The organism is Serratia sp. C2(1) (assembly GCF_036352655.1).
GTDB lineage: Bacteria > Pseudomonadota > Gammaproteobacteria > Enterobacterales > Enterobacteriaceae > Serratia > Serratia inhibens.
This window is the reverse complement of sequence record NZ_JAZFBA010000001.1, coordinates 1,136,781-1,151,973: the sequence shown is the minus strand read 5'-3', so window position 1 is coordinate 1,151,973 and position 15,193 is coordinate 1,136,781. Positions and strand designations below refer to the sequence as shown.

Annotated in this window: 14 protein-coding genes and 1 riboswitch; of the genes, 10 read left to right on the top strand and 4 right to left on the bottom strand. The window is 54.8% G+C overall.

Features of this window, described 5'->3' with window-relative positions; genetic code table 11:
• Positions 1–487: 487 nt before the first annotated feature.
• From pabB to V2S86_RS05300, 4 genes are all read left to right on the top strand, one after another.
• Positions 488–1,861: an aminodeoxychorismate synthase component 1 gene (pabB, locus tag V2S86_RS05315; protein WP_330761546.1), complete on the top strand. Its 1,374-nt coding sequence runs from the start codon at positions 488–490 to the stop codon at positions 1,859–1,861.
• Positions 1,858–2,436, top strand: a complete 579-nt coding sequence (locus V2S86_RS05310) for a CoA pyrophosphatase (RefSeq protein ID WP_330761545.1) — start codon at positions 1,858–1,860, stop codon at positions 2,434–2,436. Before pabB ends, V2S86_RS05310 begins: the two co-directional genes overlap by 4 nt.
• A gap of 446 nt (positions 2,437–2,882) precedes the next feature.
• Complete coding sequence (gene sdaA / locus V2S86_RS05305; RefSeq protein WP_330761544.1) at positions 2,883–4,247, top strand: L-serine ammonia-lyase; 1,365 nt, start codon at positions 2,883–2,885, stop codon at positions 4,245–4,247.
• Between the two features lie 281 nt (positions 4,248–4,528).
• The gene (locus tag V2S86_RS05300; RefSeq protein WP_330761543.1) at positions 4,529–6,145 is read left to right on the top strand and encodes an EAL domain-containing protein; all 1,617 of its coding nucleotides are present in this window, start codon (positions 4,529–4,531) and stop codon (positions 6,143–6,145) included.
• A gap of 18 nt (positions 6,146–6,163) precedes the next feature.
• On the opposite strand, the gene V2S86_RS05295 is transcribed toward V2S86_RS05300, so the two are convergent.
• On the bottom strand, positions 6,164–7,708 hold the full coding sequence (locus V2S86_RS05295) for a TerC family protein (protein WP_330761542.1): 1,545 nt from the start codon (positions 7,706–7,708) through the stop codon (positions 6,164–6,166).
• A 629-nt stretch (positions 7,709–8,337) separates the two neighbouring features.
• On the opposite strand from V2S86_RS05295, the gene manX reads away from it, so the two are divergent.
• The 5 genes from manX (at position 8,338) to mntP (ending at position 12,521) form a co-directional block, all read left to right on the top strand.
• Positions 8,338–9,309, top strand: coding sequence for a PTS mannose transporter subunit IIAB (manX, locus tag V2S86_RS05290; RefSeq protein ID WP_330761541.1), 972 nt, complete (start codon positions 8,338–8,340; stop codon positions 9,307–9,309).
• 55 nt (positions 9,310–9,364) lie between these two features.
• Complete coding sequence (locus tag V2S86_RS05285) at positions 9,365–10,165, top strand: PTS mannose/fructose/sorbose transporter subunit IIC (protein WP_004945641.1); 801 nt, start codon at positions 9,365–9,367, stop codon at positions 10,163–10,165.
• 15 nt (positions 10,166–10,180) lie between these two features.
• A complete protein-coding gene (locus V2S86_RS05280) occupies positions 10,181–11,023 on the top strand; it encodes a PTS mannose transporter subunit IID (protein WP_004945644.1) in 843 nt (280 codons plus the stop codon).
• Between the two features lie 54 nt (positions 11,024–11,077).
• Positions 11,078–11,536 carry a DUF986 family protein gene (locus V2S86_RS05275; RefSeq protein WP_330761540.1) on the top strand — a complete coding sequence of 153 codons (459 nt, stop codon included), beginning with the start codon at positions 11,078–11,080 and terminating at the stop codon, positions 11,534–11,536.
• Between the two features lie 220 nt (positions 11,537–11,756).
• Positions 11,757–11,940, top strand: a riboswitch (yybP-ykoY riboswitch).
• Positions 11,941–11,951: 11 nt separating this feature from the next.
• Positions 11,952–12,521 (top strand): manganese efflux pump MntP, encoded by a 570-nt coding sequence (gene mntP / locus V2S86_RS05270; protein WP_330761539.1) that lies wholly within the window; start codon positions 11,952–11,954, stop codon positions 12,519–12,521.
• 250 nt (positions 12,522–12,771) lie between these two features.
• On the opposite strand, the gene rlmA is transcribed toward mntP, so the two are convergent.
• The gene (gene rlmA / locus V2S86_RS05265) at positions 12,772–13,590 is read right to left on the bottom strand and encodes a 23S rRNA (guanine(745)-N(1))-methyltransferase (RefSeq protein ID WP_330761538.1); all 819 of its coding nucleotides are present in this window, start codon (positions 13,588–13,590) and stop codon (positions 12,772–12,774) included.
• Positions 13,591–13,722: 132 nt separating this feature from the next.
• Between rlmA and pgeF the strand changes: the two genes are divergently transcribed.
• Entirely contained in the window at positions 13,723–14,436 is a 714-nt protein-coding gene (gene pgeF, locus V2S86_RS05260; RefSeq protein ID WP_330761537.1) for a peptidoglycan editing factor PgeF, read from the top strand.
• Between the two features lie 55 nt (positions 14,437–14,491).
• Here pgeF and cspE read toward each other — a convergent pair whose 3' ends face one another.
• Complete coding sequence (gene cspE / locus V2S86_RS05255) at positions 14,492–14,701, bottom strand: transcription antiterminator/RNA stability regulator CspE (RefSeq protein WP_002221949.1); 210 nt, start codon at positions 14,699–14,701, stop codon at positions 14,492–14,494.
• A gap of 41 nt (positions 14,702–14,742) precedes the next feature.
• The gene (locus V2S86_RS05250) at positions 14,743–14,859 is read right to left on the bottom strand and encodes a DUF2627 domain-containing protein (RefSeq protein WP_002211058.1); all 117 of its coding nucleotides are present in this window, start codon (positions 14,857–14,859) and stop codon (positions 14,743–14,745) included.
• Positions 14,860–15,193: the final 334 nt, after the last annotated feature.

Below are 15,193 nucleotides of genomic sequence, written 5' to 3'. Positions count from 1 at the left end.
GCAAAAAGTAACGAATAAATATTTCTTTTTTCTAAAAAAATGGCGTTAAATAATTAAAAAAGCTTTATGAATACGTTTTGTCTCAAAATGAATGTCTTTAACCTGCATTTCCCGCAAAGAAAAGTGAAGGCCACAAAGATGCGAGAAATCGAAACTCCGCTGTCCATGCTGCCGACAATAAAACATATCTGCCCTCACCATTTTTGATGACAACCTGAAACAATAACAAGACAAAACTAACTCATCGCTTTATGGTTCAATCAGTGCCCGCAGGTAAAAGTTAATTTAACCTCGGCAGAATTTATTATTTTCTAACACATAAGATTCTAGTCAATGGCGCAAAAAATGCTTCATTACAAAATCGTTTATTCGCCGTTTATGTGAAGTGTGCTTAGGCTTCCAACGCCAGGGCATGCGCCCGTCGGTCGAATATGGCAGAATAGCCGCCAGAAACAGCCGTTACCGTCAGTCAGGTTTATTGAGGCCCATGAGCGCGATCGCACCGAATCTTAAGTCTTTGCCTTACACCCGTACCGCCCTACTGGAGCACTTCGCTCCGCTTGCTCAGCAGCCGTGGGCAATGTTGCTGCACTCCGGGTTTGCCGAGCATTCGCATAACCGTTTCGATATCCTGGTCGCGGATCCCTGCGCAACGCTCACCACTCGAGGGCAAATCACCGAGGTTCGCCGCGGAGAGGATTACCGACAGTCGCAAGAAGATCCGTTCAGCCTGCTGCAAGAAGAGTTGGAACGACAAGACTGGCATCCCGCGGCAGATCCCAACCTGCCGTTTCAGGGGGGCGCACTCGGGCTGTTCGGTTACGACTTGGGCCGCAGAGTGGAAAAGCTGCCGCAATGGGCGCAAGCGGATATCGCGCTGCCGGATATGGCGATCGGCATTTATGACTGGGCGCTGATTGCCGATCACCACCGGCAGACATTGACGTTGCTCAGCTACGGCGACACGGAACGGCGCTGGCAATGGCTTAACGCACAGCGGCCGGAACCGCAGCAGGCATTTGCCTTGACCAGCCGCTGGCAAGCCAATATGACGCGCCGACAGTACGGCGAAAAGTTCCAGCGCATTCAGCATTACCTGCGTAGCGGTGATTGTTATCAAATTAATCTGGCGCAGCGCTTTTCAGCAGATTATCAGGGCGATGAATGGCAAGCCTTTCAACAATTGAACGCCAGCAACCGCGCGCCCTTCTCCGCTTTTTTGCGCCTGCCGGACAATGCCGTGCTGAGCGTTTCGCCCGAGCGTTTCCTGTGGCTGGAGAACCGGCATGTTCAAACTCGTCCGATCAAAGGCACCTTGCCGAGGCTGGCCGATGCCGCTGAGGATGCACAACAGGCACGACGCCTGGCAAACTCTGCCAAAGACCGTGCGGAGAACCTGATGATTGTTGATCTTCTGCGCAATGATATCGGCCGTGTCGCCGAACCGGGCAGCGTGCGCGTCCCCGAACTGTTCGTGGTCGAAGCCTTCCCGGCCGTGCATCATTTGGTCAGCACCATCACCGCCATCCTGCCGGAACGCACCGCGGCAACCGATCTGCTGCGCGCTTGCTTTCCGGGGGGCTCCATTACCGGCGCGCCAAAAGTGCGGGCAATGGAAATCATTGAGGAACTTGAGCCGCAGCGGCGCAACGCCTACTGCGGCAGCATCGGTTATATCAGCGCCTGCGGCACTATGGACACCAATATCACCATCCGCACGTTAATTACCGAAAACGGTCGCATTTACTGTTCGGCAGGCGGCGGTATCGTGGCCGACAGCCAGGAACAGGCGGAGTATCAGGAAACCTTTGATAAGGTCGGCCGCATCTTGCCGCAACTGGGGGAGGTTACCGCCTCGTGAGCCAACCAATCTACCCGACCTCACTTACCGCCTTTATCAGCCGTTTCCAGCTGCAGTTGCCGCAGGCGTCGCAGATTTCGCACAATATCCGCCCTGCGGCGGTATTGATCCCTATTATCTGCCACCCCGAACCCACGTTGCTGCTCACCCGCCGCGCCGACTCGCTGCGTAAACATGCAGGCCAGGTGGCGTTTCCGGGCGGCAAAACCGATGCTGAAGACGGGTCGGCGATTATCACCGCTTTGCGTGAAGCGCAGGAAGAAGTGGCGATCCCGCCCCAGTCGGTGACCGTCCTGGGCCAACTCGCACCGCTCGACAGCAGCACCGGGTTTCAGGTCACGCCGGTGGTCGGTCTGATCTCGCCCGATGTGCGATTCAGCGCCAACGAAGACGAAGTGGCCGACGTCTTCGAGATGCCGCTGCATGAAGCGCTGACGCTGTCGCGCTATTACCCGCTGGATATTCATCGTGCAGGCCACTCGCACCGCATTTATCTTTCCTGGTATCAGAGTCAGTTTGTCTGGGGTCTGACCGCCGCCATCATTCGGCGGCTGGCGCAACAGGTCAGTATTTAACGCTTATTTCGTGATGAATATCACAAGCCAAACGGTTACCTGCATAACAGCCGCAGGTAAAGCGATCGTCATCACTTCATTCATCTGCTTTTTCAACTACCTTTCTGGCTATCAGAGTTTTAAAAAAACTGTAAACCCTCTCTTCAACCTTACGAAATACCTGTAAAATACTGCCGTCCGGAATAAACCACTAACAAAACAGGGATTAAGCCGGCAGCGTCCAGCAACGGAAGCTGACGCGATTGTCATTAACGGAGTTTGGGCAACGGAAGGTTCCACGGCTGACCTGCTGCCTGAGGCAATCAATAAGCAAGTTAACACCAAGGATTATTTTATTTCATGCGAAAAAGGCAACCGAACCCGAACGGGCCTTTTACAATATCGCTGTTCCCTGCTCGGTTTTTAACCGATGCGACCATAACAATATGCCTCTAAGGAGTTTTAGCGTGATTAGCGTTTTCGACATGTTTAAGATCGGCATCGGCCCGTCCAGCTCTCATACGGTTGGACCGATGAAAGCCGGCAAACAGTTTGTCGACGATCTGGTAAGTAAAGGCCTGATGCCTTCTATCACGCGTGTGGCTGTAGACGTTTACGGCTCACTCTCATTGACCGGTAAAGGTCACCATACCGATATCGCTATCATCCTCGGCCTGGCAGGCAATATGCCGGATACCGTTGATATCGATAGCATCCCGGGTTTTATTCGCGATGTAGAACAGCGCCAACGCCTGATGCTGGCCGGCGGCTTGCATGAGGTCGATTTCCCGCGCGACGGCGGCATGGTTTTCCGCAGCGACAACCTGCCGCTGCATGAAAACGGCATGCAGGTTCATGCCTTCGCCGGTGATAAAGACGTTTACAGCAAGACCTACTACTCCATTGGCGGCGGTTTTATCGTCGATGAGGAGAACTTCGGCAAAGTCGACGAACATGAACTGGCCGTCCCTTATCCGTTCAATTTTGCTCGTGAAATGCTCGATCACTGCCGCAAAACCGGGCTGTCCTTGTCGGGCATGGTGATGCAGAACGAGCTGGCGCTGCACAGCAAACAGGAAATCGAAACCTACTTCGGCAACATCTGGCAGACCATGCGCGCCTGTATCGATCGTGGCCTGAATACCGAGGGCGTGCTGCCTGGGCCGCTGCGTGTACCGCGTCGCGCTTCCGCGCTGCGCCGCCTGCTGGTTTCCTCCGACAAGCTGTCCAGCGACCCGATGAACGTCATTGACTGGGTCAATATGTTCGCGCTGGCGGTTAACGAAGAAAACGCCGCCGGTGGCCGCGTAGTCACAGCGCCGACCAACGGTGCCTGCGGCATCGTTCCTGCCGTGTTGGCTTACTATGACCACTTTATCGAATCCGTCAGCCCGGACATTTATATCCGCTACTTTATGGCTGCGGGTGCCGTCGGCGCTCTGTACAAGATGAACGCCTCCATTTCTGGTGCCGAGGTTGGCTGCCAAGGTGAAGTGGGCGTCGCCTGCTCTATGGCGGCGGCAGGCCTGGCTGAACTGCTGGGCGGCAGTCCGGAACAGGTTTGTATCGCGGCAGAAATCGGCATGGAACATAATCTGGGTCTGACCTGCGATCCGGTTGCCGGGCAGGTTCAGGTACCTTGCATCGAACGTAATGCGATTGCGTCCGTGAAGGCGATCAACTCGGCGCGCATGGCGCTGCGCCGCACCAGTGAGCCTCGTGTTTCTCTGGATAAAGTGATCGAGACCATGTACGAAACCGGTAAAGATATGAACGCCAAATACCGCGAAACCTCGCGCGGCGGCCTGGCGATAAAAGTGCAGTGCGATTGATCCCACACCCCGCCTTCCTGGCGGGGTTTTTCTTTGTGTAACTCATTGATAATCAAAATATGCCCATCAAAAAGTGACAGCGTCACGAAAAAATATTTTTACAAAATCGCGTCGATCCTCCGGTTAACCTGCAATTTAGCCCTTTGTTTCGCCAAATTTAAATAATTTACTGGGTTATCATCACTCTTGTATAACGACAAGCTAGAATTAGCCGAGTATCATTCCATGGCAATTTGGCCTGACGAGGATTCTTGGCTAGCTTACCGAACAAGGATTTACCGATGTTGATGACCCAACTTGCCGTGACTAAATACCGCTATTACCGTTGGCTGCTGGCCGGGGTGGTTGGGTTGGCTATTCTGCTGCTCTCGCTGTACACCCGCTACTATCAGGAACTCGGTATCATCGAGCAAAGCCAACGGGTATTGGCCACCCGTACTGTCGCCAAAATCAACAATCTGCTGGCACCGGCCGAGCAGCAGGCCATGCGCTCCATGCCCTTGCTGGACCCACCCTGCGAGACCGTCATGCCGACGCTGCGCTTCCGCGCTGCGCAAAATCAGGCGCTGCGGGCCATGCTGTTGGTCAAAGAGGGGATTATTTACTGTTCCAGCCTGTTCGGCGTGCGGAACTATGTTTTCAGCGCTATCTTGCCCACCCTGGCGGACGGCAGCGCGAAGTTGGCGCTGCGCCCTTCTCTTTCTGTCGCCAAAGGGGTGCCAACGCTGATCATGTGGACGCCGGGAGCGGCCGATAACAACCTGAACGGCGTGCTGCACGTATTCAATATTGAGCTGTTGGCCAATTTCCTGCTGGAACCGCAAGAACCTTACGCACAGCGGGTGGTGCTGAACGTCGGCGACTACAGCCTGGAATATGGTCGACGGGAGATCCTGCGCAGCGATTCACTGACCAGCGGTCTTCTCTATACCGCAAAATCAGCGCAATACCCTTTCTCCATCTCGCTGTTTGGCCCGCAAGCCAGTCGGCTCGCCCTGGCTGCGCTGCCGCGCCATATCCCGTTGGCGTTGCTGATCAGCCTGCTGGCGGCCTATGTCGTGTACCTGCTCACCGCCAATCGCATGAGCCTGTCCTATCATATTGGCCATGCCATTACCCACCGCGAATTCCGCGTTTACTGTCAGCCGATCATCAACGCCGAAACGGGCCGCTGCATCGGTGTGGAAACCCTGCTGCGCTGGAAAAACAAACGCCAGGGCTGGATCTCGCCGGACGTATTTATCCCTCTCGCGGAGCAACATGGGTTGATCATCGCCCTGACCCGCTACCTGATGACCACCGTGGTGGAAAACCTGCGGCTGTTCCCGCCCCGCCCGTCGTTTTATATCAGCATTAATGTCGCCGCAGAGCATTTCAATGCGGTCACCCTCATCGACGATATTCGACGTATCTGGCTGCCGGCCCAGCCGATGCCCTCGTTAATGCTGGAACTTACCGAACGCACCGCTCTGTCTGAAATTCAGTATGAACAAATCAAAACGCTGAAAGAAATGGGGATCATGCTGGCCATCGACGATTTCGGCACCGGCCACAGCTCGCTCAGCTACCTGAAAAAGCTCAGCCCCGACGTGTTGAAAATCGATCGCGGCTTTACCGCCGCCATCGGTACCGATGCGATCAACGCGACCGTCACCGATACCATCATTACTTTGGCGCACCGGTTGAAGCTAAAGCTGGTGGCCGAAGGGGTGGAAACCGCTGAACAGGCGGATTATCTACGCTCACGCGACGTGAACGCGCTGCAGGGTTTCTATTTCGCCAAACCGATGCCAATCAACGTATTTCCGCTGTGGTTACAGCAATATGAATCGCGGTTGCGAGCGGTGAATGTGCGCGAGGAGCGGCAAAACGCGGGGGAAAGCAAACCGGAGGCGTGATGCCCCCGGTTCGTCATGTTACTGCTGTTCCTCGTCGTGAGGCGTCGCTTTACTGATACGCACCAGCTCGATGCGGTACTCCGATACTTCAATAATTTCGAAGCGCAGCTGATTTAACTCCACGACATCCCCCACCGCCGGCATCTGGCCGTAATGAGAAAGCAGGAAGCCCGCCAATGTGGCGTAATCCGCCGTCGGGCTGACCAGATCTTCGCAGTTCAACGCCTGCTCCAACGAGTGCAGATCGGTGCCACCCTTCGCCAGCCAACTCGCCTCCTCCACTACGATATCCGGCGTCTCATCCTCATCCGGGAATTCGCCGGCGATGGCCTCCAGCACGTCCAGCGGCGTTACCAGCCCCTGTACCACGCCAAACTCATTGGTCACCACCACCAAGCGCCCTTTGGCCCGGCGCAACACCGCCAGCAGGTTAATCACGTCCATGGTTTCCGGCACCACTATCGGCGGCGTGCGTGCGGCAAACTCGGCGATATTCTCGCCCTGTTCCACCGCCACCAGCAGATCCTTGGCGCGCACCACACCGATAATCTCGTCCAGCGAGTCACGACAAACCGGGAACAGACTGTGCGGCGTATCCAGCAGTTGTTCGCGCACCTCTTCACGAGAGCGATCGCAATCTACCCACGAAATTTCGGTGCGCGGCGTCATTACGCTGCGCAGGGAACGCGAAGCCAGCGTCAACACGCCGCTGATCATGTAGCGCTCTTCTGCCGCAAAGGTCTCATTCACCGGTTGGGGTGCGGCTTCATCCGTCTGCAGTGAACGCTGTTGACCCATCAGGCGCATGATCGCCTCGGCGGTCCGCTCGCGCATCGGGCGATGCGCTTGGTGTTTCATAAAATTACGACGAGCAATCTGGTTAAACAACTCGATCAGGATCGAGAAGCCAATCGCCGCGTACAGGTAACCTTTAGGAATATGCATGCCAAAGCCTTCGGCGATCAGGCTCAGGCCGATCATCAACAGGAAACTCAGGCACAGCACCACAATGGTAGGGTGTGCGTTCACGAAGTTAGTCAGCGGTTTTGACGCCACCAACATCACCACCATGGCGATCACCACCGCAGTCATCATTACCGGCAGGTCGTTCACCATCCCCACGGCGGTAATCACCGCATCAAGCGAGAACACGGCGTCAAGGATCACAATCTGCACCACAACCGCCCAGAACTTGGCGTAGCCGCGGTTGGCGCCGTCCTGGTGCGTCTGACCTTCCAGCCGTTCATGCAATTCCATGGTGGCTTTGAACAACAGGAAGACACCGCCGAACAGCAAGATCAGATCACGGCCGGAGAAGTTGAAATCCGCCACGCTGAACAACGGCGTAGTCAGCGTAACCATCCAGGAAATGACCGACAACAGGCCCAGACGCATAAACAGCGCCAGCGACAAACCCAATATACGCGCTTTGTCGCGCTGCTTTGGCGGCAGCTTATCGGCCAGAATGGCGATAAACACCAGGTTGTCGATGCCCAGTACAATTTCCAATACCACCAACGTAAGTAACCCAGCCCAAATCGAGGGGTCCATTAAAAATTCCATATCAGACTCCGGAAAAAAGACAGGATTGCCGAGCGGTGCTCAGGCGCGACGATGCCGGCGCAGAGTGCGCACAGACAACAACGGCAAGATAACGGGATTGCAGTACCGGGGGATGGCCGAACGGCCGTGTGACTTGTGTTACGCCAGCAGGTGGCGGGTGGAACCTTGAAAAACAGTAACTTCGGTGACAGTCCATAGGGTGGGCTGAGGCCCTTCACTCCTAAATATGAAAGAGGAAATACTCTAGCAGGAATTTTTTTTACGGCAAAGAAGCTTTTTTACCTTCAGCATCGTCTTGTAACAGGTCTGTTGTTTAATTCCGCAAACATCGCCTTAAGAGTTGTCCGAGCGCTCAATAACGGAGCAACGTCACAAAATTTATTTTTTCACTCACTAAAATAAATGACGTCAATGTGAATTAACGCGCACAGGCTTTTGAAACTGCGCGAGAAATGTTAAGCCCGCGTTTTTAATTTTCTACCATAATGTATTTGAAGCGCAAAAGTGACTGCCAGAAAGGAAATCAAGAACGACACAATCCGTGCATATACCCTTTAGCTTTCAGGTTGCAGCCAACAACGCGGCGGCTTGAAAGATGACGGGTATGAAGTTTAATGAGGAGGTAGCGAGTGGCAATAGCTATTATCATCGGCACACACGGGACCGCAGCGGAACAATTGCTGAAGACGACGGAAATGCTATTGGGCGAACAAGATAACGTCGCTTTTATAGACTTTGTCCCCGGTGAAAATGCCGAAACGTTAATCGAAAAATATAACCTGAAAATCAGCGAGCTAGACACCAGCGGTGGCGTCTTGTTCCTGGTGGATACCTGGGGCGGCAGCCCATTCAACGCGGCCAGTCGCATTGCCGTCGATAAAGAAAATCATGAGGTCGTCACCGGGGTTAACATTCCCATGCTGGTGGAAACGTTCATGGCGCGGGACGATAACCCAGGCTTCGACGAATTGGTCGCTCTGGCGTTGGAAACCGGCCGTGAAGGCGTTAAGGCGCTGAAAAAACCGGAAGAAGAGAGTGTTAAGCCCGCGGCACCACAAAACTCCCCCGCCGCCAAACCCGCCGCACCGCAGGCACCGCTTGGCCCCAATGACCATATGAAGATCGGCCTGGCGCGCATCGATGACCGCCTGATCCACGGCCAGGTTGCCACCCGTTGGACCAAGGAAACCAACGTCAGCCGCATCATCGTTATCAGCGACGAAGTGGCCGCCGATCATGTCCGCAAAACCTTACTGACCCAAGTGGCTCCGCCGGGCGTTACCGCGCACGTGGTCGACGTGGCGAAAGCCATCCGCGTATGGAACAACCCGAAATACGCCGGTGACCGCGTGATGCTGCTGTTCACCAACCCGACCGACGTTTGGCGCCTGGTTGAGGCCGGCGTGGATATCAAATCGGTGAATATCGGCGGCATGGCGTTTCGCCAGGGGAAAACCCAGGTCAACAACGCCGTGTCGGTCGACGAAAAGGATATCGAAGCGTTTAAGAAATTAAACGATCGCGGTATTGAACTGGAAGTTCGCAAAGTCTCGTCCGACAGCCGATTAAAAATGATGGACCTGATTAACAAACTCAATTAATGGCGACAGCCAATAATTATTTTACTCAGAGCTCTTTGGTCATAGGAGAAGTGCAATGGAGATTACCACTCTTCAGATTGTGCTGATATTTATCGTTGCCTGTATCGCCGGGATGGGATCCGTTCTCGACGAGTTCCAGTTCCACCGTCCGCTGGTCGCCTGTACCCTGATTGGCTTTATTCTCGGTGATATGAAAACCGGCATCATCATCGGCGGCACGCTGGAGATGATCGCCCTGGGCTGGATGAATATCGGTGCCGCGGTCGCGCCAGATGCGGCGTTGGCTTCCATCATTTCCACCATTCTGGTTATTGCCGGCGGCCAGAGCGTCGGTGCCGGTATCGCGCTGGCCATACCGCTGGCGGCGGCCGGGCAAGTGCTGACCATCATAGTGCGTACGCTGACCGTGGCCTTCCAGCACGCGGCAGACAGCGCGGCAGAACGCGGCAGTTTGCGTGCCATCACCTGGATCCACATCTCCGCCCTGCTGTTGCAGGCGATGCGTATCGCCATCCCGGCGGTTATCGTGGCGATCTCGGTGGGCACCGCAGGCGTTCACGCTCTGCTTAACTCGATCCCGGAAGTCGTTACCAGCGGCCTGAACATCGCCGGCGGGATGATCGTGGTGGTCGGCTACGCCATGGTGATCAACATGATGCGCGCCGGTTACCTGATGCCCTTCTTCTACCTCGGCTTCGTTACCGCCGCCTTCACCAACTTCAATCTGGTGGCGCTCGGCGTCATCGGCGTGGTGATGGCCGTGCTTTATATCCAGCTCAGTCCGAAATACAACAAGTCTCAGGTTGTACAGGCTGGTCCGGCTAATGCCAACGATCTCGATAACGAACTCGACTAGGAATAGGTGAGAGAAATGGTTGATACAACAGCTCAAAAGAAACTCACGCCGGCCGATATTCGCGGTGTGTTCCTGCGTTCGAACCTGTTCCAGGGCTCATGGAACTTCGAACGCATGCAGGCGCTGGGTTTTTGCTTCTCTATGGTACCGGTGATCCGTCGCCTGTATCCGGAAAATAACGACGACCGCAAACAGGCGATCAAACGCCACCTGGAATTCTTCAACACCCACCCTTACGTGGCGGCGCCGGTGCTTGGCGTTACCATGGCGATGGAAGAACAACGCGCCAACGGCGCACCGATCGACGACGCGGCCATCAACGGCATCAAGGTCGGTTTGATGGGGCCGCTGGCCGGGGTGGGCGACCCGATCTTCTGGGGCACGGTACGGCCGGTATTCGCCGCACTCGGTGCCGGTATCGCCATGAGCGGCAGTCTGCTTGGCCCTATTCTGTTCTTTGTCTTGTTCAACCTGGTGCGCCTGCTGACCCGCTATTACGGCGTGGCCTACGGTTACCGCAAAGGGGTGGATATCGTTAATGACATGGGTGGCGGCTTCCTGCAAAAACTGACGGAAGGCGCGTCCATTCTCGGCCTGTTTGTGATGGGAGCACTGGTTAACAAGTGGACGCACGTGAATATCCCGCTGGTGGTGTCGAAGATCACCGATCAGACCGGGCATACCACGGTGACCACGGTGCAAACCATTCTCGATCAGTTGATGCCGGGTTTGGTGCCGCTGCTGCTAACCTTCGGCTGCATGTGGCTGCTGCGCAGAAAAGTGAACGCGCTGTGGATTATCATCGGCTTCTTCGCCATCGGTATCTTCGGTTACTGGATTGGCCTGTTGGGCCTGTAAAGCGGGTCATGGCCGGGGGGAAACCCCCGGTTTTTTTATTTGTGGAGTTGAACGATGTCGCTGACCGATAGCGTATTACTGATTTTTACCGCGCTGATGCTGCTGTATGCGATTTACGACGAAGTCGGCATGAACCTGCTGAAGGGCAAAACGCTGCTTAAGGTACCATTAAAACGCCGTAACCGGATCGACGGCCTGATTTTCGTCGGGCTGATTGCCATTTTGATTTACCGTAACGCCACCACCAACGGCGCAATATTGACCACCTACCTGCTTATTTCTTTAGCACTGATCGCCGTCTACATTTCCTATATTCGCTGGCCAAAGATGTTGTTTAAAACGCAGGGTTTCTTTTATGCCAATACCTTCATTGAATATAACCGCATTAAAGCCATGAATTTATCCGAAGATGGTATTCTGGTCATAGATCTGGAGCGGCGCCGGTTGCTCATTCAGGTTACGCAATTAGATGACCTGGAGAGGATCTATCACTTTTTCGTTGAAAATCAATGAACAAATAAAACTTCAAATTTCACCTCTGCCGATAACACGCGCTGTACATGGATAATTAATCGACAAACCCAGCGCTTATCCGTTTATTATTAACGCAACATTGTTGCATCAGTCTACATTATATTCCCTCTTAAACTCCTTAATGAAAACAAGTCTCAATTCCAACAAGAATATTCTCAGGTAATTAGGGTTGTCCTCGTCAGAAATATTATGGTATGGTTGCGCCGTCATTGGGGAGTAGCCGGTTTCTGGGCAATAAAACGCCAGAAACGCCCGTATCAACATACTCGTTTTGTTCTCTGAAACGTGGTGCGGGCAGCCAGGTAAGGTTGGCGAGACCATAGACACGTAACTCCGTCGTATGGTTGGGGGTGGGTTACGTGTATATGGAGCCGCCCGGCCGAGGCTAGTTAACATGAATCTTTCCGCTACACTCATTCTCGCTTTTGGCATGTCTATGGATGCGTTCGCCGCGTCGATCGGCAAAGGTGCCAGCCTGCATCAACCCCGTTTTCGTGAAGCCCTGCGTACCGGACTTATCTTCGGTGTGGTCGAAGCCATTACGCCGATCATCGGCTGGGCGATTGGCCTGTTCGCCAGCCAATACATCATGGAGTGGGATCACTGGGTAGCCTTCTCGCTGTTGTTTATTCTCGGCATGCGCATGATTGTCGAAGGCATCAGAAACCGGCCGGACGAAGTGGAAAAAGTGAAGCGTCACGGATTCTGGCTGCTGGTGGCCACCGCTATCGCCACCAGCCTTGATGCCATGGCCATCGGCGTCGGCCTGGCCTTCCTGCAGGTCAATATTGTGCACACCGCGATGGCTATCGGTATGGCCACCATGATTATGGCGACGCTGGGCATGATGATTGGCCGCTTTATCGGGCCGCTACTGGGCAAACGCGCAGAGATCATCGGCGGCGTGGTGCTGATTGGTATCGGCATCAACATTCTGCTGGAGCATTTGGGCTACCTCGCCTGATTGTCGCCGAATGCGAAAAGACCTGCCTATGGCAGGTCTTTTCGTTTCTGGCAACGCATCGCCTTAGCTATCGTTCTGTCGGTTGCCCGGCTCCTGCGCGCACGGCAAACCTGAGCGCCAATCCCCATGGAACAGCCGTCAGCAACGACAGGCCTATCGCGCCGTACACGGCGATCTGGACGCACCTCGCCGTTGAACGCGCAGATCTGGAGGACGATAGGGTCAATGGCGAAGCGGCATAGCCGGTGGCTTAATCCGGTTGGCGACGATACAGCCCTATGGCGAAGTCCGTTTCACAGGCGAACGATTCACTGGCACCCAGGCGCTGTTGCACCTCTGGAGAGGCCCGCCAGGCGAAAGGCGTCATTTGCAATAGATTGGCCGCCTGTTCGCCCGGCAATGTCATCGGGTACGACAGCGCCTCAAGCAGCTCACAGTCAAACCCCGTAAACTGCTCATCCGGTTCGGCATGCAGTTGCACCTGCTGATAAACCCGTTCTTTCAATTGATACAGGTGACGCGGACCGGGCGATACCGTCACTACCACGCCGCCGGGCTTCACCACCCGCGCCAGTTCTTCGGCTTTGCACGGCGCATAAATGCGCAGGATCCCGTCCAAAGAACGGTCGGCAAAGGGTAACCGGTGGCTGGACGCCACGCAGAACGCCACCGCAGGGTAACGCTTGGCCGCATAGCGGATCGCCACCTTAGCAACGTCCAGCCCATAAACGGTGATGCCACGCGGTGCCAATCGTGCCGCTACTTCGGCGGTGTAATAGCCTTCGCCGCAGCCAATATCCAGCAGCGCCTGTGCCTCGGCCCCCAGCGCTTGTTCCAGCAGTTCCGCCACCCGTTGCTGCAACGGCCGATAAAACCCGGCGTCGAGAAAGGCGCGCCGTGCCTGCATCATTTCCGCACTGTCTCCCGGCTGCTTCGAGCGCTTATGCTGCACCGGCAGCAGATTGACATAGCCTTCTTTGGCGCAGTCAAACTGATGGTTGGCATCGCAACGCCATTGCAAGTGAGAAAAATGAAGCGGCTGGTGGCACAGAGGGCACTGATAAGACATGATTGGATTCCAGAGAGATACGGCGCGGGTAGTCTAAAGAAGGCTTCCGCGCGATGCAAGGCAGGCCTGGCCAACGGATAAAAAAGCTGGCTACACTGACGTAATGTTTTCTGACGCAGGCAACGACGTGATATGACCGACTACTCCCCGCTTCTCAGCACCGTTCCGGCCATTCAGCACGGATTCGGCAACAAAAGTGCCCTGCTGCCCGGGCACCTGCAACCTTATCGGGCCACGCTGCCGGAAAAAAAGCAGGTGCACGGCACGCGCATCGTCGACATTCATCAGGCGGCCCAAATTTGCGGTGAAGCCGACGGTTTTTACACTACCCAACCCGGCATTCTGCTCAGCGTATTGACGGCAGACTGCCTGCCGGTCATTTTCAGCCGCAAGGACGGCTCGGCCATTGCCGCCGTGCATGCCGGTTGGCGCGGCCTGCTGGATGGCATTCTTGAGCAACTGGCGGCGCGCATCGGCCGCGATGATTCGACGGCTAACTGGGTGGCCGCCATCGGTCCGGCTGCCGGCCCGTGCTGCTATGAAGTGAACGAAGAGCTGGTTGCACGCTTTAAACAGCAGTTGCCGCTGCCCGCCGCCTTGATCAGCCCAAGCTATCGCCACCTGGATCTGGCCGCCATCGCCGAATACAAACTCAGCGAGCTGGGGTTTGCCGCCGTTGATCACGCCGGGAGTTGCACCATCTGCACGCCGAATACCGATTCGCGGCACCCGCAGCGCTTTAAATACACCAGCTATCGCCGCAACAGCCATCGACGCGAGCAAGATCCTGGGCACCCAGGCATTACCGGCCGCAATCAGTACGCGGGCATTATTATCGCCGGCTGAGCGCAGACACGAAAAAGCCCGCACGGAGGCGGGCTTTTTGTACAGCTGACGCTGATTAGATAGCAGTAACGTTTACTGCAGATGGGCCTTTCTGGCCATCTTGGATTTCGAACTCAACGTTCTGGCCTTCAGCCAGGGTTTTGAAGCCGTTACCCTGGATTGCAGAGAAGTGTACGAACACGTCTTTGCTGCCGTCAGCTGGGGTGATGAAACCGAAACCTTTAGACTCGTTGAACCACTTAACTTGACCTTTGATCTTTGCCATCTTGAGTATTTCCTTTGGATTGTTTAAACCGCCCGGAGGCGTTACATAGACAAACTAGAGTCGTTACTGCTTGAGGCACTAAGATAAGGATCGGCAGAGAAGCGGTATTCAACGCTAACGTCTTTACTCAGAACTTCTTTACTGAAAATGCCACACATATACAGAACTGTACCTCGTTTTACCCAGATGCGTTATCACATACTCTGTATTCGATGGCAAGCCATTTTTAATCACTGATGGACCTGTCGCACATATTTGAAACGGTCGATAGCAACAGAAGCTTAAATAGGCTAAAAGATGTTGAAGCCTTAGCTATTTTCTGCTTAACGGTCACACTGCGCTACACTCCGCAGCCTGACTGAATTTTAACAATTCTTTCATCCGATTGCCGCCACGCGTTGCAACATATAACCGCTGCCGGACGCTTAGAACGTTAAAAAATTTGAATCTTTATGGAATTTCTTATGCAACATTTGAATATCGATGAACGGG

Coding starts and splice junctions, on each gene's coding strand:
- pabB (WP_330761546.1), top strand. CDS start 488: ATGAGCGCGATCGCACCGAATCTTAAGTCTTTGCCTTACACCCGTACC.
- V2S86_RS05300 (WP_330761543.1), top strand. CDS start 4,529: ATGTTGATGACCCAACTTGCCGTGACTAAATACCGCTATTACCGTTGG.
- V2S86_RS05295 (WP_330761542.1), bottom strand. CDS start 7,708: ATGGAATTTTTAATGGACCCCTCGATTTGGGCTGGGTTACTTACGTTG.
- V2S86_RS05285 (WP_004945641.1), top strand. CDS start 9,365: ATGGAGATTACCACTCTTCAGATTGTGCTGATATTTATCGTTGCCTGT.
- V2S86_RS05280 (WP_004945644.1), top strand. CDS start 10,181: ATGGTTGATACAACAGCTCAAAAGAAACTCACGCCGGCCGATATTCGC.
- V2S86_RS05275 (WP_330761540.1), top strand. CDS start 11,078: ATGTCGCTGACCGATAGCGTATTACTGATTTTTACCGCGCTGATGCTG.
- mntP (WP_330761539.1), top strand. CDS start 11,952: ATGAATCTTTCCGCTACACTCATTCTCGCTTTTGGCATGTCTATGGAT.
- rlmA (WP_330761538.1), bottom strand. CDS start 13,590: ATGTCTTATCAGTGCCCTCTGTGCCACCAGCCGCTTCATTTTTCTCAC.
- pgeF (WP_330761537.1), top strand. CDS start 13,723: ATGACCGACTACTCCCCGCTTCTCAGCACCGTTCCGGCCATTCAGCAC.
- cspE (WP_002221949.1), bottom strand. CDS start 14,701: ATGGCAAAGATCAAAGGTCAAGTTAAGTGGTTCAACGAGTCTAAAGGT.
- V2S86_RS05250 (WP_002211058.1), bottom strand. CDS start 14,859: ATGTGTGGCATTTTCAGTAAAGAAGTTCTGAGTAAAGACGTTAGCGTT.